Annotated in this window: 20 protein-coding genes; 16 read left to right on the top strand and 4 right to left on the bottom strand. The window is 59.5% G+C overall.

Annotated features, from left to right (window positions below; translation table 11 throughout):
* Positions 1-113 precede the first annotated feature (113 nt).
* The 5 genes from Q1A71_RS04900 to Q1A71_RS04880 all read left to right on the top strand — a co-directional run bounded on the left by Q1A71_RS04900 (position 114) and on the right by Q1A71_RS04880 (position 6441).
* Positions 114-1958: an ABC transporter ATP-binding protein gene (locus Q1A71_RS04900; RefSeq protein WP_299672404.1), complete on the top strand. Its 1845-nt coding sequence runs from the start codon at positions 114-116 to the stop codon at positions 1956-1958.
* Positions 1955-3787, top strand: a complete 1833-nt coding sequence (locus Q1A71_RS04895) for an ABC transporter ATP-binding protein (protein WP_299672403.1) — start codon at positions 1955-1957, stop codon at positions 3785-3787. Before Q1A71_RS04900 ends, Q1A71_RS04895 begins: the two co-directional genes overlap by 4 nt.
* Positions 3788-3827: 40 nt before the next feature.
* Entirely contained in the window at positions 3828-5057 is a 1230-nt protein-coding gene (locus tag Q1A71_RS04890; RefSeq protein WP_299672401.1) for an RsmD family RNA methyltransferase, read from the top strand.
* A gap of 17 nt (positions 5058-5074) precedes the next feature.
* Entirely contained in the window at positions 5075-5854 is a 780-nt protein-coding gene (locus tag Q1A71_RS04885) for an ion transporter (RefSeq protein ID WP_299672399.1), read from the top strand.
* 86 nt (positions 5855-5940) lie between these two features.
* Positions 5941-6441 (top strand): L,D-transpeptidase family protein, encoded by a 501-nt coding sequence (locus Q1A71_RS04880; protein ID WP_299672397.1) that lies wholly within the window; start codon positions 5941-5943, stop codon positions 6439-6441.
* A 3-nt stretch (positions 6442-6444) separates the two neighbouring features.
* On the opposite strand, the gene Q1A71_RS04875 is transcribed toward Q1A71_RS04880, so the two are convergent.
* Positions 6445-6972: a CAP domain-containing protein gene (locus Q1A71_RS04875; RefSeq protein WP_299672395.1), complete on the bottom strand. Its 528-nt coding sequence runs from the start codon at positions 6970-6972 to the stop codon at positions 6445-6447.
* 164 nt (positions 6973-7136) lie between these two features.
* Here Q1A71_RS04875 and Q1A71_RS04870 point away from each other — a divergent pair, with 164 nt between their 5' ends.
* Together Q1A71_RS04870 and Q1A71_RS04865 are read left to right on the top strand one after the other, a co-directional pair.
* The gene (locus Q1A71_RS04870; protein ID WP_299672393.1) at positions 7137-7748 is read left to right on the top strand and encodes a L,D-transpeptidase; all 612 of its coding nucleotides are present in this window, start codon (positions 7137-7139) and stop codon (positions 7746-7748) included.
* 140 nt (positions 7749-7888) lie between these two features.
* Positions 7889-8065, top strand: coding sequence for a hypothetical protein (locus Q1A71_RS04865; RefSeq protein ID WP_263842363.1), 177 nt, complete (start codon positions 7889-7891; stop codon positions 8063-8065).
* A 67-nt stretch (positions 8066-8132) separates the two neighbouring features.
* Here the strand turns inward: Q1A71_RS04865 and hemH are convergent, their stop codons facing one another.
* Positions 8133-9203 (bottom strand): ferrochelatase, encoded by a 1071-nt coding sequence (gene hemH, locus Q1A71_RS04860; protein ID WP_299672389.1) that lies wholly within the window; start codon positions 9201-9203, stop codon positions 8133-8135.
* Positions 9204-9258: 55 nt separating this feature from the next.
* Complete coding sequence (locus tag Q1A71_RS04855) at positions 9259-10071, bottom strand: methyltransferase domain-containing protein (RefSeq protein ID WP_299672387.1); 813 nt, start codon at positions 10069-10071, stop codon at positions 9259-9261.
* A 15-nt stretch (positions 10072-10086) separates the two neighbouring features.
* Here Q1A71_RS04855 and Q1A71_RS04850 point away from each other — a divergent pair, with 15 nt between their 5' ends.
* From Q1A71_RS04850 to Q1A71_RS04835, 4 genes are read left to right on the top strand one after another with little or no spacing between them, the layout of a single operon-like run.
* Entirely contained in the window at positions 10087-10818 is a 732-nt protein-coding gene (locus Q1A71_RS04850) for a ComF family protein (protein ID WP_299673185.1), read from the top strand.
* Between the two features lie 36 nt (positions 10819-10854).
* Positions 10855-11112: a glutaredoxin 3 gene (grxC, locus tag Q1A71_RS04845; protein WP_299672385.1), complete on the top strand. Its 258-nt coding sequence runs from the start codon at positions 10855-10857 to the stop codon at positions 11110-11112.
* Positions 11112-11945 (top strand): carbon-nitrogen hydrolase family protein, encoded by an 834-nt coding sequence (locus tag Q1A71_RS04840; protein WP_299672383.1) that lies wholly within the window; start codon positions 11112-11114, stop codon positions 11943-11945. Before grxC ends, Q1A71_RS04840 begins: the two co-directional genes overlap by 1 nt.
* Entirely contained in the window at positions 11942-12385 is a 444-nt protein-coding gene (locus tag Q1A71_RS04835) for a MarR family winged helix-turn-helix transcriptional regulator (RefSeq protein WP_299672380.1), read from the top strand. Before Q1A71_RS04840 ends, Q1A71_RS04835 begins: the two co-directional genes overlap by 4 nt.
* Here the strand turns inward: Q1A71_RS04835 and ubiG are convergent.
* Positions 12382-13128, bottom strand: coding sequence for a bifunctional 2-polyprenyl-6-hydroxyphenol methylase/3-demethylubiquinol 3-O-methyltransferase UbiG (gene ubiG, locus Q1A71_RS04830; RefSeq protein WP_299672378.1), 747 nt, complete (start codon positions 13126-13128; stop codon positions 12382-12384). The two genes, Q1A71_RS04835 and ubiG, sit on opposite strands and share 4 nt — an antisense overlap.
* 48 nt (positions 13129-13176) lie before the next feature.
* Between ubiG and pip the strand changes: the two genes are divergently transcribed.
* The 5 genes from pip (at position 13177) to Q1A71_RS04805 (ending at position 18016) form a co-directional block, all read left to right on the top strand.
* A complete protein-coding gene (pip, locus tag Q1A71_RS04825) occupies positions 13177-14148 on the top strand; it encodes a prolyl aminopeptidase (RefSeq protein ID WP_299672376.1) in 972 nt (323 codons plus the stop codon).
* The gene (locus Q1A71_RS04820) at positions 14145-15041 is read left to right on the top strand and encodes an ABC transporter substrate-binding protein (RefSeq protein ID WP_299672374.1); all 897 of its coding nucleotides are present in this window, start codon (positions 14145-14147) and stop codon (positions 15039-15041) included. The genes pip and Q1A71_RS04820 overlap by 4 nt, the downstream gene beginning before the upstream one ends.
* Positions 15042-15174: 133 nt before the next feature.
* Positions 15175-15753 (top strand): ribosome maturation factor RimP, encoded by a 579-nt coding sequence (gene rimP / locus Q1A71_RS04815; protein WP_299672372.1) that lies wholly within the window; start codon positions 15175-15177, stop codon positions 15751-15753.
* Positions 15754-17373 (top strand): transcription termination factor NusA, encoded by a 1620-nt coding sequence (gene nusA, locus Q1A71_RS04810; RefSeq protein WP_299672369.1) that lies wholly within the window; start codon positions 15754-15756, stop codon positions 17371-17373.
* A 22-nt stretch (positions 17374-17395) separates the two neighbouring features.
* Positions 17396-18016: an RNA-binding protein gene (locus Q1A71_RS04805; RefSeq protein ID WP_299673184.1), complete on the top strand. Its 621-nt coding sequence runs from the start codon at positions 17396-17398 to the stop codon at positions 18014-18016.
* Positions 18017-18024 lie beyond the last annotated feature (8 nt).

Genomic DNA, 18024 nt, shown 5'->3' with positions numbered 1-18024 from the left:
GAATACGAGATGTATCGCGGGATCTGGTTGGGCTGAGGCCGTCATAACCATGCTCCGGATGGCCTGCTCTGCAGCGCCTGACCATTTCGTAAATCTACCGAAGGCTTCCCGCCATGTTCCGCTTTTTCGAACGTCTTGTTGACCCCTATTGCGCCTATAAGGAGACAGACACGCCACCTCAGACGCTCTGGCCGTTCATGCTGCAGTACGCGCAGCCCTTCAAAAAGGTTTTCTGGCTGGCTGGCATAATGTCAGTCGTCGTGGCTGCCATCGAGATCTGGCTGATCTTCTACATGGGGCGGGTCGTGGACCTGCTCGAAGACGAACCGCAGGACATGTGGGAGAAGCACAGCACCGAGCTGATCCTCGTCGCCCTTTTTATTCTCCTGATGCGGCCCTTGTTGCAGGCCATCGACGTGGCACTTCTCAACAATGCAATTCTGCCGAATTTCACCACCATGATACGATGGCGGTCGCACCGCCAGGTGCTGCGCCAGTCGGTGGGGTGGTTCGAGAACGACTTTGCAGGGCGTGTGGCCAACCGGATCATGCAGACACCGCCAGCGGCAGGCGAGGTGGTGTTTCAGGTCTTCGACGCGATCTCCTTTTCGCTCGCCTATCTGATCGGCGCAGCGATCCTGCTGTCGTCTTCCGATCCCCGACTGCTGATCCCGCTTCTGGGGTGGTTTGCGCTCTATGGCCTGCTGCTCCGCTGGACGATCAAGCGGGTTGGGCCAGCCTCAAAGGCGGCCTCGAACGCGCGGTCTGCGGTCACAGGGCGCGTCGTCGATGCCTACACCAACATTCATTCTGTGAAGATGTTCGCGCATCACGAGAAGGAGCTCGACTACGCCAAGGAGGCCATCGAGGAGACGCGTCGGACCTTCCAGGTGGAGATGCGCATCTTCACGGTCATGGACGTGATGCTGGTGCTGTTGAATGGCTTGCTCATCATCGGGGTTGTCGGCTGGGCGATCCTGCTGTGGATGCAGGGGATGGCCAGTGTGGGGGTCGTCGCGGCTGCAACCGCGCTGACCCTGCGCCTGAACGCGATGACGGGGTGGATCATGTGGGCTCTGACCACATTCTTTCAGGAGCTTGGTGTTGTCTCCGAGGGTATGGAGACCATAGCGCAACCCATCAGACTGACAGACAGAGAAGGAGCACGGCCCCTGCAGCTGACCGATGGTACCATCGAGATAAAGGATCTGTCGCATCACTATGGGCGTGGCTCCGGCGGTCTGGACGGGATCGACCTGACGATCCGTCGGGGCGAGAAAATTGGACTAGTGGGTCGGTCTGGCGCCGGCAAGTCAACGCTGGTGAAACTTCTCCTGCGGTTCTACGACCCGGAGCGCGGGCAGATTCTGATCGATGGACAGGACGTCACGAAGGTGCAGCAGGACAGTCTGCGGTTGGCCATCGGCATGGTGCAGCAGGACAGTTCGCTGCTGCATCGGTCTGTTCGGGACAACATCCTCTATGGACGTGCCGATGCGACGGAGGAGGATGTCTTTGCCGCTGCGCGTCAGGCGCAGGCGCATGAGTTCATTCTTGACCTCGAGGATCCGGAGGGTCGACAGGGCTACGATGCGCAGGTGGGTGAGCGCGGCGTGAAGCTGTCAGGCGGTCAGCGTCAGCGGATCACGCTGGCCCGGGTGATCCTGAAGGACGCGCCTATCCTGCTGCTCGACGAGGCCACTAGTGCGCTCGACAGCGAGGTGGAGGCGGCGATTCAGGACACGCTTTATGGCATGATGGAGGGCAAGACGGTGATCGCGATTGCCCACCGCCTGTCCACCATTGCGCAGATGGACCGCATCCTGGTGCTGGATCGCGGCATGATCGTGGAAGATGGCAGCCATGACGCGCTTTTGGCGCGGCGCGGCCTATATGCAGAATTCTGGGCGCGGCAGTCGGGTGGATTTCTGGCCGCTGATATCGAGGAGGCCTCTTGAACATATCGAACTGGATCAATGCCTTCCGCGCTGCCGACGGGCCACCGCCGCGCAGTCTGGGGGCGTTCATGCGCTGGTGCCTGTCCGGGTCGTGGCCCGCCTTGTGGCTGGCGGCGTTCCTGTCTGCTGCCGCCGGTGCCATGGAGGCTGGCACAGCGTTTATCCTCGGCAAGGTCATCGACGCGACGGCTGCGGCAGGGCCGGATGCGTTTTTCGACGGATCGAACCTCGCTCTGGTGAGTGCGGCCATCGTGTTCTTTATGATCGCTCGACCGATACTTTTTGGTCTGTCGGCGTCTGCGAACGCGATCATCGTGCAGCCAAATGTGAACCCGCTGGTCCTGTCGCGCCTGCATCGCTGGACGCTGGGGCAGACGGTCGGGTTTTTCGATGATGATTTCGCAGGCCGGATCGCGCAGAAGCAGATGCAATGCGCGCGTGCTGTGACAGATGTCGTCTCCGAAGTCATCAACGTGGTCGCCTTTGCGCTGGCGTCATTGGCCGGATCGGTGCTTTTGCTCTTCGCCATCGACTGGCGCGTCGCCTTGGGGTTTGGTGTTTGGCTGATCGGCTACTTCGCCATGATCAACTGGTTTTTGCCGCGCGTCCGCAAGCGCTCGGCCAGCAGAGCCGGCGCGCGGGCGATGGTCTCGGGTCAGGTCGTTGACACAATTACCAACATAAAGACGGTCAAGCTTTTTGCCCACGCGGACCAGGAAGACCAGGCTGCGCTGAATGCGATGAAGACCTTCCGTACAAGGGCCTTGGCGTTTGGGTACCTGGCCGCCGGGTTCCGGTTTGCCTTGATGACGATGGCTGGGGTTCTGCCTGTTATTTTGCTGGGTGGGACCATTCTGCTGTGGCAATCCGGACAGGCGACGCAGGGGGATATCGTGGCCGCCGGTGCCGTGGCGATCAGAATCGCCCAGATGACCGGTTGGGTCAGCTTCACCCTGATGGCGATCTATTCCAATATCGGAGAAATCGAAGACGGGATCCGCACGCTCACTCCACGCAACCGTGTCGAGGATAATGACGATGCACGGGACCTCCAGGTGCCGAACGGTGAGATCACCCTGAAGAACGTCGGGTTTGCCTACGGTCGCGACAAGGGGGGCGTGCGTGGTATCGACCTCACGGTCGGACCCGGCGAGAAACTTGGCATTGTCGGGGCGTCCGGCGTTGGCAAATCCACGCTCGTCGCGCTGCTTCTCCGGCTCTACGATACAGAAGAAGGCTCAATCGAAATCGATGGACAGGATATCACCGGTGTGAGTCAGGAAAGCCTGCGTCACAGCATCGGGATGGTCACGCAAGAGACGGCAATGTTCAATCGTTCGGCGCGTGAGAACATTATCTATGGCCGACCGGACGCGAGTGAAGCCGAGGTGATTGAGGCGGCCCGCAAAGCGGAGGCGCATGAGTTCATTGTTGATCTCGTCGACCATGAGGGCCGGACTGGATACGACGCGCATCTGGGTGAGCGCGGCGTGAAGCTGTCCGGAGGCCAGCGTCAGCGGATCGCTCTGGCGCGCGCCATTCTCAAGGATGCGCCCATTCTCGTACTCGACGAAGCGACAAGTGCCCTCGACAGCGAGGTCGAAGCAGCGATCCAGACAGCGCTTGATCGGGTGATGGCGGGCAAGACCGTGCTGGCCATCGCCCACCGGCTGTCCACACTGACAGAGATGGACCGGATCGTCGTGATGGACGGCGGCCAGATCGTGGAGAATGGCACGCACGAGGCACTTTTGGCGCGCGGCGGGCTCTACGCTCAGTATTGGGACCGTCAATCAGGCGGTTTCATTCGTACCCAAGCTGCTGAATAGGGGGTTTTTTGCATCTCCCTCCTGCCGTACTTCAGGTGGTATGGCGGAGTTGAAGATCGAATATCTGGGGCTGCACGGAGATGGCGTGGCGGATGGGCCCATCTATGCGCCGTTGACCCTTCCGGGAGAGGTCGTCTCCGGAACTGTAGAAGGCACGGCGCTGCGTGATGTCAGGATCGTGCAGCCCTCTGATCGCCGGGTCAGACCCCCTTGCTGCCATTTCAAGACCTGTGGCGGTTGCCAGCTTCAGCATGCCGATGATGATTTCGTTGCGGCATGGAAAATCGAGATCGTGCAACGCGCGCTGTCGGCACATGATCTTCGGACCGAGTTCAGGCCGATCCAAACTTCGCCACCGCAGACACGTCGGCGGGCGGGCTTTGCAGCCAGACGCACAAAGAAAGGCGCGCTCTCTGGATTCTTTGGGCGAGGCTCCGACACAGTTGTCGCAATCCCGCACTGCATTCTGCTTGATCCCGCAGTGCTCGCAGGATCATCGGTCGCGGAGGCTCTGGCATTGGCCGGCGCAAGCCGCAAGGCGACCTTGTCCGTGATGATAACAGAGACAAAAACCGGCCTCGACGTTGCGGTGAGTGGTGGAAAGCCGCTCGACGGTCCGCTCCGACTGCAGCTGGCCGGGCTTTGCGAGCAATCCGGGCTGGCGCGCCTTTCCTGGGATGGCGAAGTGATTGCGATGCGCTGCGCACCCGTTCAGGCATTTGATGGCATCGACGTGTCGCCACCACCAGGCGCATTTTTGCAAGCCACCACGCATGGGGAGGCCACGCTGCTGTCAGCAGTGAAGGAGATTACCTCCGGAACCGACAAGATCGTCGATTTGTTTGCGGGATGCGGCACCTTCGCCTTGCCACTGTCGCGCCACGCCGAAGTTCTGGCCGTGGAGAATGATGAGGACATGATCCATGCACTCGATCGGGCCTGGCGCGCCGCGTCGGGGCTGAAGGCCGTGACGACCGAAACAAGGGACCTGTTTCGCCGCCCGCTCCTCGCAGACGAATTCCGGGGTGTTGATGCTGTCGTGATTGACCCGCCGCGTGCCGGAGCGGACGCCCAGATTGCCGAATTGAAACAGACGAATGTCGTCCGGATCGCCTATGTGTCCTGTCATCCGACAAGTTTCGCCCGTGATGCCCGCCAGTTGGTAAACGCGGGATTCACGCTCGATTGGATACAAGTCGTGGATCAATTCCGCTGGTCGGCGCATGTGGAGCTTGTTGCCAGCTTCACGTCGCCCCATATGCGCCGATGACTGACAAGGAGAGGCAAATGACACTGCGGCAGAAACTGGACGTCTGGCTCGATCAGACTTGGGTGATCAACACTGTCATGGCGGTGATCATTTTCAATGCCGTACTTCTGGGGATGGAAACCTCACCGACCCTGATGGCGCAAGCAGGTCCGCTCATAGTGGCGCTGGACACCGCCTGCCTGGGGTTCTTCATCGCGGAGCTTTTGCTAAAGATATTTGCGCGCGGCAAACGCTTTTTCCAAAATGGTTGGAATCTGTTCGACTTTGCCATCGTCGCTGCAGCGCTGGTGCCCGGGTCGCAGACGATGTCGGTCCTGCGGGCGTTGCGCATCCTGAGGGTCCTGCGCGTGATCTCCGTTGCGCCGCGGTTGCGGCGGGTGGTCGAAGGCTTTGTCACCGCCTTGCCCGGCATGGCCAGCGTGTTTTTGTTGATGGCCATCATTTTTTATATTGGCGCGGTGATCGCGACCAAGCTCTTCGCCACGAGCTTTCCGGAATGGTTCGGGTCGCTGCCGCTGAGCGGGTACACACTGTTCCAGATCATGACGCTGGAAAGCTGGTCCATGGGGATCGTCCGCCCTGTGATGGAGGTCTACCCCTACGCCTGGGCCTTCTTCGTGCCCTTCATCATGATCACCACCTTTGCGGTGGTGAACTTGCTCGTCGGTCTGATCGTGAACTCGATGCAGGATGCGCATCAGGAGGAGGCCGGCGCGGTTACCGATGCGTACCGCGATGAAGTGCTGACGCGCCTTATTGCAATCGAGAAACGGCTGGAAGGAAAATCGGATAACTGACAAATTTGTGAGGTTGTTTAACCAATTATCCATGGTAGCTGTGTCTAAAAGAGCAGAACGTCGAAAAGACATACGGGGCAGCAAAAATGCGTCGCAGAGATCTGATTATCACCACCGCAGCCGTCGTGGCTTTGGGTGGATGCGCAGGCAGTTCGAAATTCCGGAGATACAATGGGCCCGAGGTCACCTATGTGGTCGTCAACAAGACTCAGAGGCGGATGCACCTTTTGCATCATGACTCACTTCTAAAAAGCTATGACATACAACTCGGCTTTGCACCAATTGGACACAAGCAGATAGAAGGCGATGGCAAGACCCCCGAGGGTGTCTACCGGATTGACCGGCGCAATCCCAACTCGCAGTTTCACCTGTCGCTCGGGATTTCATACCCGAACGTGAACGATGTGGCTTTCGCCAAGGCGATGGGAAAGTCTCCAGGCGGTGATATCTTCATCCACGGTCAGGAAAACCCATTCAGACGAAAGAAGACAGATTGGACATGGGGCTGCATCGCGGTCACCAATGATGAGATCGAGGAAATCTACGCGATGGTCCCCGACAACACTCTGATCGTTCTGAACGCCTGAGGCCTAAACAGGGCCTGCATTCACGGCGGTACTGCCGGTCACCAGCGTCCACCAGATCTTGCCGTTATTCTCCTGAAACCAGGCGAACCCCATTTGCGTGGCGTCAGGCGACAAAATCACCCTGCGTGTGTCCGGTTTTTCCATCCAGGCCGCGAGGGTTTCAAGCTCGGACTCGTATGTTTCCGAGATGTTTTCCCCCACCAGAGTGCCGGAATATCCGACCCGCTGAACACGGTCGATCGGAGAAGAGCCGTCGGATCCGAAATGCCATGGACGGTTCTGAACCGACATGTCCCGCGAGTGGGTCGCAGCTGCCGCGTTCAGTTTGGGATCCAGTTCCAGAGGTGCTTGGCCAGACGCGCTGCGGAGTGCGTTGACGGAGTCGAGCATGCGGAATTGTATTTTGCCCGTGTCCGCGCGTCCGATTCGGTAAATCTTACCATTGCTGGAGCCATCCGATACCGTCGGGCCCGGCCCACAGGCGGCGAGCGTGAGGCTCATCGCCAGAAAAATCGAAAACAAACGGATCATTTTGCACTCCTCAGACGTTGTTTTACCGCATATCCCGCGGGACGTGGCAATTCAAACGCACATCACGCCATGGTGTTCAGATGACAAGTGTTTGATTTGCGACTGCGGCTTTCGCGCAATAAAGTGCCGCGTCAAAACAGCAGCGCATGTCATGGAGGCATCTGATGTCCGTAAAACGTTTTAAAACACCGAGCCGCCGGTCCTTTCTGGTTGGTAGCGCCGCGATGCTGGCGACACCTGCCATCGCGCAAGATGCGTCGTCCGTCAATTCTGCCTCAACGACACAAGGCGAGCGCGACCTCAGCGAGGTTGTGCGCCGCAATATTTCGAGCTTTCGGACGTTGGATTGGCAGCCCTATTTCAGCAACCTGAAGAACGGAGCTGTGCTCGTCGATATCGACAGCCGCGCGCTGCACTACTGGTCTGAAGATGAAAGCTTTTATAAGCTTTATCCGTCAAGCGTCCCGCTGACCGAGGAGCTTACCCGCCGCGGGCGCACCAAGGTTGTTCGCAAAGTCGAGGGCCCCAGTTGGCGGCCTACACCGTCGATGCTGAAGCGGAACCCGGATTGGCCGGAATACATCGGACCGGGACCTGATAACCCCATGGGGACACACGCACTGTATCTCAGTTGGACCTATTACCGCATCCATGGGACGCACGATACACGTAAGATCGGGCGTCAGTCCTCGAACGGCTGCATCGGGCTCTATAACGAGCACATCGCGGAACTTTACGAGCTGACCAAGGTCGGTACGCAAGTGTTGCTAATTTGACGACATTGGCTTCGATCTGCGGATCGACTCAGGAATCGAGTTTGCAAACATCACCTTATGATGCTTTACCGACAATCACGAGGTAAGTCTTGGGTGCGTTCTATCGCTATGCGTGGTTCGCCGATTCTGGAGGTTATGATATGAAAAAACTCGTTCTCGCCGCTGCACTGACAGCAGCCGCATCGACAGCCTACGCCGGTTCTCTGGCCGAGCCTGTCGTTGAAGCACCTGTTGTTGTTGAAGAAGCAGAAAGCTCGTCCACAGGCGTGCTGCTGCCTATTCTGCTGCTGATAATTGTTGCTGCAGCTGTCTCCTAATCGGGCGACAGTATCGTATCAAAAGGCGGTGCCGAGTGCGCCGCCTTTTTTTATGCCTAAAGCTGGGTCAGCGCAGCCACCCCTCCAGGTTGTCATCAATGACATTCGAGAGCGCCGCGATATGCGCATCATCGTCGTTGAGGCAAGGAATATAGGTGAATGTCTCGCCACCCGCTTCTTCAAAGCTCTCCTTGATTTCCTCGTTGATCTCTTCGAGCGTTTCGATGCAGTCCGCCGAAAACGCGGGCGCGCAGACCGCGATGTTTTTCTTTCCAGCTTCCGCAAGCCGCGCAACTTCTTCGACCGTGTAGGGCTGCAGCCATTCCTCAGGGCCAAACCTTGACTGGAACGTGGTGGTGATCTCAGTGTCTTTCCAGCCCAGGCGCTCCTTGAGAAGTCGTGTCGTTTTCTGGCACTGGCAATGGTAGGGGTCACCCTCCATCAGGTAGCGGATCGGTACGCCGTGGTAGGAGCAGACCAGAATATCTGGTTTGGTATCCATCGTGGCGTAGGATCGCTCGATCGATTGTGCAAGCGCTTCGATGTAGTCCGGCCGATCATAGTAGGGCTCTACCGTACGTGTGACCGGCTGCCACTTCTCATACGTAAGCGCTCGGAAAAACTCATCATTTGCGGTGGCTGATGTCGCGCCCGCATAATGGGGGTAGAGAGGGAAAAAAAGAATCTTCCGACAGCCTGCGGCGGTCATCTCTGCCACTTTCGAGCGTGTCGACGGGTTGCCATACCGCATGCAGAAGTCAACCATGACCTCGCTGCCATGTCGCTTGAGCATTTCCGTTTTGATTTTTGCAGCTTGAGCCTTGGTGATCGTCATCAAGGGACTTTCACCGGCCTCTTCATTCCAGATCGATTTATAGGCGGCACCGCTGGAAAAGGGGCGTTTCGACAGGATGATCAGTTGGAGCAGGGGTTGCCAGATCCACGGACTGTAATCAATGACCCTGCGGTCCGAGAGAAACTCATTAAGATAGCGCCGCATGGACCAATAATCGTAATTGTCCGGTGTCCCGAGATTGGCCAGCAGGATGCCGATCTTGGGCAGCGCGATTTCGGGGTGATCCTCCTCGGCGTGCTTTGGTCGAACTTTCACGGGTGTTGATGTGCTGCTGTCCAGCATCGGCAGGTCCTTGTGACACGAAGTTACGCCTCAGATAGACGCTTTTGCGCAGGGGTCAATCAGGCAAGGGCGTTTCTGAAACGTCCAGAGCATCTGCGAGACGCTGTTGGGCAGATCCCGGACGCAGCGGTTTCTGCTGACTGTCATCAGGCGCCCAGCCGGTGAGAAATACCATCTCGAAGGTTGCAGGAATTCGGCCAGTACTCGTGGCGAAATGCTCTGCATAGAGACGAGATGTCTCTTCAAAGAGGCGTCTGTTGGCTGCCGTCTTCGGGCGCGCGGTCAGCGCATTGGTCTCGCCCATGGCGCGCAGGTCGCGCATCAAGTGAAAGGCGTCGCGATACTCGACCGTCAGGGTGAGACTATCTGCCACGGGCAGTGCAAGCCCGGCTCGTTGCAGCAGAGCGCCGAGATCGCGGATCTCTCCCATCGGCAGCACCCGTGGCGACAGACCACCGCTCAGTGCAATCTCCGCCTGCGCCAGACAACTTCGAAGCTCTTGCAGGGTTTGCCCGCCGAGGGTAGCCGCTATCAGCATACCATCGGGTTTCAGAGCACGGCGGCACTGGATCAACTGTCCGACGGGGTCATTGGCCCAATGCAGACCCATGGCATGCACCACCAGATCATGAGCCCCCGGCGTTAGCGCCAACTCCTCCTCATCTGAGCAGGTCAGGGCCGCCGGCAGTCGCATCTTCCAGATGGTGGGAAATGGGGTGACGACCGCCGGAGATGTAAACGACCTGTTAACCATGGAGAGGCGATCCTGCAGTTCGTCTGCGGCGGCCTCCTGAAGAAACAGGGCGGTGGCACGGGCACGATGAAGCTGCAAGGCGGTCACATCGGTCAGGCGTTTGGGGTCGGTCATGGAAGGGAACGTAAGCTGGTGGTGTTCAGTTTTCAAACAGCGGTTTCAACGATTTATCCACCAAGATGCCTTGGGTGTGGCGACAAGGTTCTGAGCGACTTCGGTCTTTGTGGCCCGTGTTGGCGGGACACGTTGTTTATCGGGGGTACAATTTGCGATTCGTGCGGAGTGCCTCTGCCCGGAGAGGATCGCGACGAAACGCTGACATGCGACGACTGCATGCGCAATCCACGCCCATGGAGCCGCGGGCGCTCCGCGCTCATTTACAAGGACAATGGCCGGCGATTGGTGCTGGGGCTGAAACACGGTGACCGTCAGGAAATCGCCAAGCCCGCAGCGCAATGGATGGCACAGGCGATGTCGGACATTCCAAAGGAGAATCTGATTATCGCGCCGGTGCCGTTGCATTGGACGCGCATGGTCAAACGCCGATACAATCAGTCGGCTCTTTTGGCCCAGGCCCTTGCCAAACAGACCGGATTGCCCGTCTGTCCCGATCTTTTGCAACGGCCCCGGCGTACGCCGCCGATGGAGGGCATGACGCGTGAGGTGCGCTTCTCCTCGGTCAAGGGTGCGATTTCCGTGCATCCACGCAGGCGCCATCGCCTGGTCGCCCGACCTGTGCTGATCGTCGATGATGTTCTGACGTCGGGCGCGACGCTGGCTGTGGCAGCCGATGCCTGTCTTGCAGCCGGATCTGGGCCGGTTTACGTGGTGACACTGGCACGTACGGTGAAGGATGCCTAAGTTCCTTAGCAACGCTCTGTGCCAAGAGGAACGATCATGCAACCTGTTGAAATTTACACCTCGCCGCTCTGTGGGTTCTGTCATGCGGCCAAACGCCTTCTGACCCAGAAGGGTGTAAGCTTTTCCGAGGTCGACGTCTGGGCCAACCCCGACCGCAAGCCCGAGATGATCCAGCGTGCCAATGGGGGCCGGACCGTGCCGCAGATCTTTGTGGGCGAGACCCATGTGGGCGGTTGCGATGATCTCTATGCGCTGGAACGTTCGGGGAAGCTTGACGCGCTTCTGGCAGCCTGATGAAAATCGCGCTGTTGCAGCTCAATGTTTCGGACGATCCGGCGGCCAATCTAGAGGTGACCCGGGCTCATGTTCGGACGGCAGCAGATCAGGGCGCGCAATTTGTCCTCACGCCGGAAGTAACCAACTGCATCTCGACCAGCCGGTCGCATCAGAACGGCGTGCTGCGGCTCGAAAACGATGACCTGACGCTGAAGACCTTGCGCGCTGAGGCGAAGGCGCATGGCATCTGGCTGCTGATCGGGTCGCTGGCGCTGAAGACACAGGATGCGGATGGGCGGTTTGCCAACAGATCCTTCGTGATTGACCCTCAGGGTGAGATCGTTGCGCGATATGACAAGATCCACATGTTTGACGTGGATGTGACGCCGGAGGAGACCTGGCGCGAATCCGAAGGGTATCGCCCGGGTTCGGAGGCAGTGCTCGCGCAAACCGATTTTGGGCAGATCGGTATGACGATTTGCTATGATCTGCGGTTTCCGAAACTGCATGCGGCGCTTGCGAACGCCGGGGCGCAGGTCCTGACGGTTCCCGCCGCGTTCTCGCCAGTGACCGGGGCCGCGCATTGGCACACGCTCTTGCGCGCACGGGCAATCGAGACCGGCTGCTTTGTCCTCGCACCGGCTCAGACCGGGGAGCATGCCAGCGAAAAACACAAGACCCGCAAGACCTATGGGCATTCGCTCGTCGTAAGTCCTTGGGGAGAGGTCCAAATGGACGCAGGGGAGGCCCCGGGCGTTTACATCACGGACCTCGATATGGGAGAAGTGATGCGGGCGCGGAGCCGTGTGCCCAGCCTTGAAAATGCGCGATCCTTTGATGGACCCGGATGAGCGAAGACAGAAATGCCCTGGCAATAGCGCTCTTTAGCGAGGTGCTGGCGGCGGACCAGATGGTTCGCGCCCGGCTAAGCAGGGTTCTGCCCAAAGGTATGGAGATCTCGCATTTTTCCGTCCTCAATCATCTTGCACGCACCATGGACGAACGAACGCCGGCGCAGTTGGCCCAGACGTTCCACGTAACCCGTGGTGCGATGACCAATACGCTCAGCAAGCTGGAATGGGCGGGCTATGTGCACATCCGACCGGATTGGGACGATGCCCGGCGCAAGATGGTGGCGATCAGCCCTGCGGGACGACAGGCCCACGACCATGCGGTCGGATCGATCACCCCGCTGATCAATCAGGTGGTGGAGAAGCTGGGTGACAGTCAGGTTCGCGAAGCGCTGCCGATCCTGCGCGAGATGCGCCGCCAGCTGGGCGAGGACGCCTAGCTTGGTTTCACACTTGCAGTGACGTAGTTGACGCTCAGATCCCGATCCGACAAGCGCCAAGACCAGGACAGTGGGTTGAACACAAATCCCTTTCGGTCGACCGGGTCCAGCCCCGCCTGCCGCAACAGATCGTAAAGTTCATCTGGCGTGATGAATTTCGACCACTCGTGCGTGCCCTTCGGCAACCAGCGCATCACGTGCTCGGCCCCGATGATCGCCATCATGTAGGACTTCGGGTTGCGGTTGAGTGTCGAGCAGACGTGCAGGCCACCGGGTTTCAATAGCATGCGGCAGGCGGTCAGATAGTCGATGGGCGAGGCGACATGCTCAACCACCTCCATGTTCAGAACCACGTCGAACTGCTCCCCGGCCTCGGCCAAATCCTCCGCCGTCGTGTGGCGATAGTCGATGGTCAGGCCGGACTGTTCTGCATGGATCTGTGCAACGGGGATGTTCCGCTCTGCGGCATCTGCGCCGACCACATCCGCTCCCAGCCGCGCCATTGGTTCCGATAACAAGCCGCCCCCGCAGCCGATATCCAATAGACGCAACCCCTTGAAAGGCAGATCCGACGTCAGATCACGGTCGAATTCGGCAGCAATCTGCGACGTGATATAATCCAACCGGCAGGGATTGAGCATGTGCAGCGGTTTGAACTTGCCATTCTCGTCCCACCATTCCGCCGCCATCGCTTCGAACTTGGCGATCTCGGAAGGGTCAACAGTGGTCTGCGGCGCTTGCATTCTGATCTCCATGTGCTCAAGTGCATTTTCGTATTATATAGGCCCGTAATGGATAAATTCTCGGACCAAAAGCGCGCAGTCCAATACCTCTACCCGCCGATCGATCCCTTCGATCAGCGGATGCTGGACGTGGGCCAAGGGCATAAGGTCTATGTGGAGCAATGCGGCAACCCGCGCGGCGTGCCTGTCATCGTCTTGCACGGCGGCCCGGGCGGCGGATGCAGTCCGGCGATGCGGCGCTATTTCGACCCCGAGATTTATCGCGTGATTCTCTTTGACCAGCGCGGTTGCGGCCGGTCGCGGCCTCACGCGAGTGTGACGCACAATACCACCTGGCATCTCGTCGACGACATCGAGCTCATCCGCCGTGAGCTGGAGATTGAAGACTGGATTGTCTTTGGCGGCAGTTGGGGCGCGACACTGGCGTTGATCTATGCGCAGGCGCATCCCGACCACGTGCGCCACATCGTGTTGCGTGGCGTTTTCCTGATGACGCGCGCGGAGCTGGACTGGTTCTATGGCGGCGGCGCAGGCAAGTTCTGGCCCGAGGTCTGGGCGCGGTTCACGGCGCTGATCCCTGAAGACGAGCGTGGTGATCTTATTGAAGCGTACCGCAGGAGGCTCTTTTCCGGGGACATCAGTCTTGAGACGCGCTTCGCGCGGGCCTGGTCGTCCTGGGAGAATGCGCTGGCGTCGATCCATTCGTCCGGTACGACCGGAGAGAGCCCAGGCGACTATGCCCGCGCATTTGCGCGGTTGGAGAATCACTATTTTTCCAACGCGGGTTTTTTGGAATTCGACGGCCAGATCCTGGCGCATATGGGCCGGATCGCTCATATCCCGGGCGTGATCGTTCAGGGCCGCTACGACATGATTTGCCCGCCCGACAGCGCCTATGCGCTGGCGCAGCGCTGGGAGAATGCTGAGCTGAAGATGGTGCGCAATGCGGGACACGCGCTGTCGGAACCGGGGATCAGTGCGGAGCTTGTGCGCACGATGGACAGGATCGCAGGGAAATGAACCGGGTCACACGGCATATCGACCGGCGCGCGCTCTTCGCCTCTGGTGCGGCGGCCGCTTTGCTGGCAGCCACCGGGGTGTCGGCGGGCCCGCAGCCGCGGCGCGGCGGGCGGTTGCGCATGGCGTTGTCCGGGGCTGCGCGCGATGACAGCTTTGATACGCGGTCGAGTCACGGCCTCTTCATGCAGGTGGCCATGTCCGGTATGATCTTTGACACACTCACCGAAGTGAGCGCCGATGGTATCTTGCGGGGCGAGCTGGCGACTGCTTGGCGAGGCAGCGCGGATGCCCGCATCTGGGAGCTAGAGCTGCGGCGCGGCGTGCACTTCCACGATGGTGCCGAGTTCACCGGCGATGATGTTGTCGCGTCCCTCGCTTTGCATCGCGACACGCTGCTGGCGGATATTGAGGGCATTACGGTGACCGATGCCGCGACCGTACGGATCACGCTCGCGGTACCGGATGCAGATTTCCCTTATCGGCTCTCATCCGCTCACTTGGTGATGTACCCCGCCGCCAACACTTTGGAGGCTATGGCCAAAGGGATCGGTACCGGGCTCTATCGTCTGCATCGCTTCCTGCCGGGGCGACAGGTCATCGGCCAGCGGGTCGAGACTCACTACAAGGATGGTGAGGCTGGCTGGTTCGACAGCGTCGAGCTGGTTTCGATCCCGTCCGATGAGGTGCGAGTCGAGGCGCTGCGGGAAGGATTTGTAGACGCAGCCGACCTGACAGATCTTGGCCTCCTGAGTGGAACGGACCAGCTGTCGCTGTTGCCCGACACAGGGCGCGTCAGCGCGGTCGCGGTGCAGAATGTGCAGATCCCGCAGGTCGTCGGCAGGTGCGCCCCGCTCGACAATCTGCGCGCCGCCGAGCGCTGGTGGATGGGCTGACGCGATCAGGGGTTGCAGACTCAGCACCTGCTGCGTATATGCATCGTAACAGCGGCGCGTTCGGGTCCACACCAAACGCTCCACCGGAACACGACACGGGCCGCGCGCCCGTTTTTTTGTGCCTGAAAGACTGATGACAAACGATTTGATCGCAAAAGCCGCCATCGACCGCCGCATGGCCGAGATCATCACCCCGGTGATCGAGGATATGGGGTTTGAACTGGTGCGCGTGCGTCTGATGTCGGGCAAGTCGACCACCTTGCAGATCATGGCCGACAAGCCCGAGGGCGGCATCGAGGTGGACGACTGCGCCGAGATCAGCCAGGCGGTCAGCGCCATTCTCGATGTCGAAGACCCGATCCTGGATGAGTATACGCTGGAAGTGTCCAGCCCCGGGATCGACCGCCCGCTGACGCGGCTGAAAGACTTCGAGATGTTCGAAGGCTATGAGGCCAAGATCGAGACGGGTGAGATGATCGACGGCCGCCGCCGCTTCAAGGGTGAGCTGGCGGGCGTTGAGAATGACGAGGTTCTGATCAATGTGGCCGAGGGCACGATTGGCCTAAAATTCGGTTGGTTGTCGGATGCGAAACTCGTGCTGACCGATGATCTGATCAAGGAAATGCTGCGCCAGCGCAAAGCGTCAGGTGCCATCGACGAGACGAAATTTGACGAGATCCAACCAGATCAGTCTGCTGAGGGAGACCTATAAATGGCAATCACATCTGCAAACCAGCTTGAGCTGTTGCAAACCGCCGAGGCCGTGGCCCGCGAGAAGATGATCGACCCCGGTCTGGTGGTAGAGGCGATGGAAGAATCGCTCGCCCGTGCGGCCAAGTCGCGCTACGGCGCCGAGATGGACATTCGCGTCTCCATCGACCGCAAGACCGGCAAGGCGACCTTCACCCGCGTGCGGACCGTGGTCGAGGATGAAGAGCTGGAGAATTATCAGGCTGAGTTCACCGTCGAGCAGGCCAAACAGTATATGGAAAACCCCGAAGTGGGTCAGCAGCTGGTCGAAGAAGTGCCCCCGGTGGAGATGGGCCGGATTGCCGCGCAATCGGCCAAGCAGGTGATCTTGCAGAAGGTCCGCGAAGCCGAGCGTGACCGCCAGTTCGAAGAATTCAAGGATCGTGCAGGCACCATCATCAACGGTCTCGTCAAGCGCGAGGAATACGGCAACGTCATCGTCGATGTCGGCGCGGGCGAGGCGATCCTGCGCCGCAACGAGAAGATCGGGCGAGAAAGCTATCGCCCCAACGACCGCATTCGCGTTTACATCAAGGACGTGCGCCGCGAGCAGCGCGGCCCGCAGATCTTCCTCTCCCGCACGGCGCCCGAGTTCATGGCGGAACTGTTCAAGATGGAAGTGCCCGAGATTTACGACGGCATCATCGAGATCAAGGCCGTGGCCCGCGACCCCGGCAGCCGCGCCAAGATCGCCGTGATTTCCTATGACGGGTCGATCGACCCGGTGGGCGCTTGCGTTGGTATGCGTGGCTCCCGCGTGCAGGCGGTTGTGAACGAGCTGCAGGGCGAGAAGATCGACATCATCCCGTGGAACGAAGACCAACCCACGTTCCTCGTGAACGCGCTGCAGCCTGCCGAGGTCAGCAAGGTGGTTCTGGACGAGGAAGCAGGCAAGATCGAGGTGGTTGTGCCGGAAGAACAGCTGAGCCTCGCAATTGGCCGCCGCGGTCAGAACGTCCGTCTGGCCAGCCAGTTGACCGGGCTCGACATCGACATCATGACCGAAGAGCAGGAAAGCGCGCGCCGTCAGGCCGAGTTCGAACTGCGCACCAAGCTGTTTGTGGACAACCTCGATCTGGACGAGTTCTTCGCGCAGCTTCTGGTCTCCGAAGGGTTCACCAACCTCGAAGAAGTCGCTTATGTGGAGCTCGATGAGCTGCTGGTGATCGACGGTGTGGACGAAGACACCGCGAATGAGTTGCAAGCCCGTGCGCGCGACGTGCTTGAAGCGCAGAACAAGGCCGCGCTTGAGAGTGCGCGTGCCTTGGGTGTCGAAGACAGCCTGGTTGAATTCGAGGGGCTCACACCCCAAATGATTGAGGCTCTCGCCAAAGATGATGTAAAGACGCTGGAAGACTTCGCCACCTGTGCCGATTGGGAACTGGCAGGCGGTTGGACAACCGTCGATGGCGAACGAGTAAAAGACGATGGCGTTCTGGAGCCTTTCGATGTCTCGCTGGAAGAAGCGCAGGATCTGATCATGACTGCCCGCATCATGCTAGGCTGGGTTGACCCAGCGGAACTTGAGGCTGAAGCAGAAGCTGAGCTAGACGACGCTGAAACCGAGGAGGCCGAGGCCTGATTTCAGGCCTCGGATGAGCCTGATGGGTCGCGGTGGCGCTCCGAAAGATCGCGGTGACGGTCCAGACCGCAAGTGTATTGCCACAGGTGATGTGCAGCCAAAATATGGGCTGATCCGCTTCGTGGCTGGGCCGGACGATCGTATTGTGCCCGATATTTTGGGCAAGCTGCCTGGGCGCGGGATTTATGTCTCGGCGGACCGGACAGCGCTGCGAAAGGCCGTGGACAAAAAGCTCTTTGCCCGTGGCGCGAAGAAGCCGGTTACCATCCCCGACGGGCTGGTGACTGAGGTGGAAACGCAGTTGGCGCGGCGCGTTGTGGATCTGATCTCGCTGCAGCGCAAGGCAGGCAAGGCAGTCGCGGGCTACGAGAAGGTCAAAAGCTGGCTTCAGATGGAAGAGGCCGAGGTGCTGATCCAGGCGGTGGATGGATCGGGGCGCGGCAAATCGAAACTAAGCACGCCGCACTTCGGCCACTATATTGGCTGGCTGACGGCAGATGAATTGGGTTTGGCATTCGGACGTCAAACTGTGATACATGGGGCGCTCGCCTCTGGTGGACTCACGCAACGTGTTGTAGAGGAAGCCAACCGACTAAAAGGCGTGCGCGAAAACGAGGGTGGCATCGGCCACTCGAAAGGATAGACGAGCTT

The sequence above is a fragment of the uncultured Roseobacter sp. genome, from assembly GCF_947493125.1.
GTDB lineage: Bacteria > Pseudomonadota > Alphaproteobacteria > Rhodobacterales > Rhodobacteraceae > Roseobacter.
The sequence above is the reverse complement of the archived record's forward strand: the minus strand, read 5'-3'. Positions and strand labels throughout refer to the sequence as shown.

Excerpts from the sequence above, each read along its gene's own strand:
- grxC (WP_299672385.1), top strand. The coding sequence starts at position 10,855 with ATGCAACCTGTTGAAATTTACACCTCGCCGCTCTGTGGGTTCTGTCAT.
- Q1A71_RS04855 (WP_299672387.1), bottom strand. The coding sequence starts at position 10,071 with ATGACCGACCCCAAACGCCTGACCGATGTGACCGCCTTGCAGCTTCAT.
- Q1A71_RS04865 (WP_263842363.1), top strand. The coding sequence starts at position 7,889 with ATGAAAAAACTCGTTCTCGCCGCTGCACTGACAGCAGCCGCATCGACA.
- Q1A71_RS04885 (WP_299672399.1), top strand. The coding sequence starts at position 5,075 with ATGACACTGCGGCAGAAACTGGACGTCTGGCTCGATCAGACTTGGGTG.
- nusA (WP_299672369.1), top strand. The coding sequence starts at position 15,754 with ATGGCAATCACATCTGCAAACCAGCTTGAGCTGTTGCAAACCGCCGAG.
- Q1A71_RS04900 (WP_299672404.1), top strand. The coding sequence starts at position 114 with ATGTTCCGCTTTTTCGAACGTCTTGTTGACCCCTATTGCGCCTATAAG.
- Q1A71_RS04840 (WP_299672383.1), top strand. The coding sequence starts at position 11,112 with ATGAAAATCGCGCTGTTGCAGCTCAATGTTTCGGACGATCCGGCGGCC.
- Q1A71_RS04870 (WP_299672393.1), top strand. The coding sequence starts at position 7,137 with ATGTCCGTAAAACGTTTTAAAACACCGAGCCGCCGGTCCTTTCTGGTT.
- ubiG (WP_299672378.1), bottom strand. The coding sequence starts at position 13,128 with ATGCAAGCGCCGCAGACCACTGTTGACCCTTCCGAGATCGCCAAGTTC.
- Q1A71_RS04805 (WP_299673184.1), top strand. The coding sequence starts at position 17,396 with ATGGGTCGCGGTGGCGCTCCGAAAGATCGCGGTGACGGTCCAGACCGC.
- Q1A71_RS04875 (WP_299672395.1), bottom strand. The coding sequence starts at position 6,972 with ATGATCCGTTTGTTTTCGATTTTTCTGGCGATGAGCCTCACGCTCGCC.
- pip (WP_299672376.1), top strand. The coding sequence starts at position 13,177 with ATGGATAAATTCTCGGACCAAAAGCGCGCAGTCCAATACCTCTACCCG.
- hemH (WP_299672389.1), bottom strand. The coding sequence starts at position 9,203 with ATGCTGGACAGCAGCACATCAACACCCGTGAAAGTTCGACCAAAGCAC.
- Q1A71_RS04820 (WP_299672374.1), top strand. The coding sequence starts at position 14,145 with ATGAACCGGGTCACACGGCATATCGACCGGCGCGCGCTCTTCGCCTCT.
- Q1A71_RS04880 (WP_299672397.1), top strand. The coding sequence starts at position 5,941 with ATGCGTCGCAGAGATCTGATTATCACCACCGCAGCCGTCGTGGCTTTG.
- Q1A71_RS04890 (WP_299672401.1), top strand. The coding sequence starts at position 3,828 with ATGGCGGAGTTGAAGATCGAATATCTGGGGCTGCACGGAGATGGCGTG.
- Q1A71_RS04835 (WP_299672380.1), top strand. The coding sequence starts at position 11,942 with ATGAGCGAAGACAGAAATGCCCTGGCAATAGCGCTCTTTAGCGAGGTG.
- rimP (WP_299672372.1), top strand. The coding sequence starts at position 15,175 with ATGACAAACGATTTGATCGCAAAAGCCGCCATCGACCGCCGCATGGCC.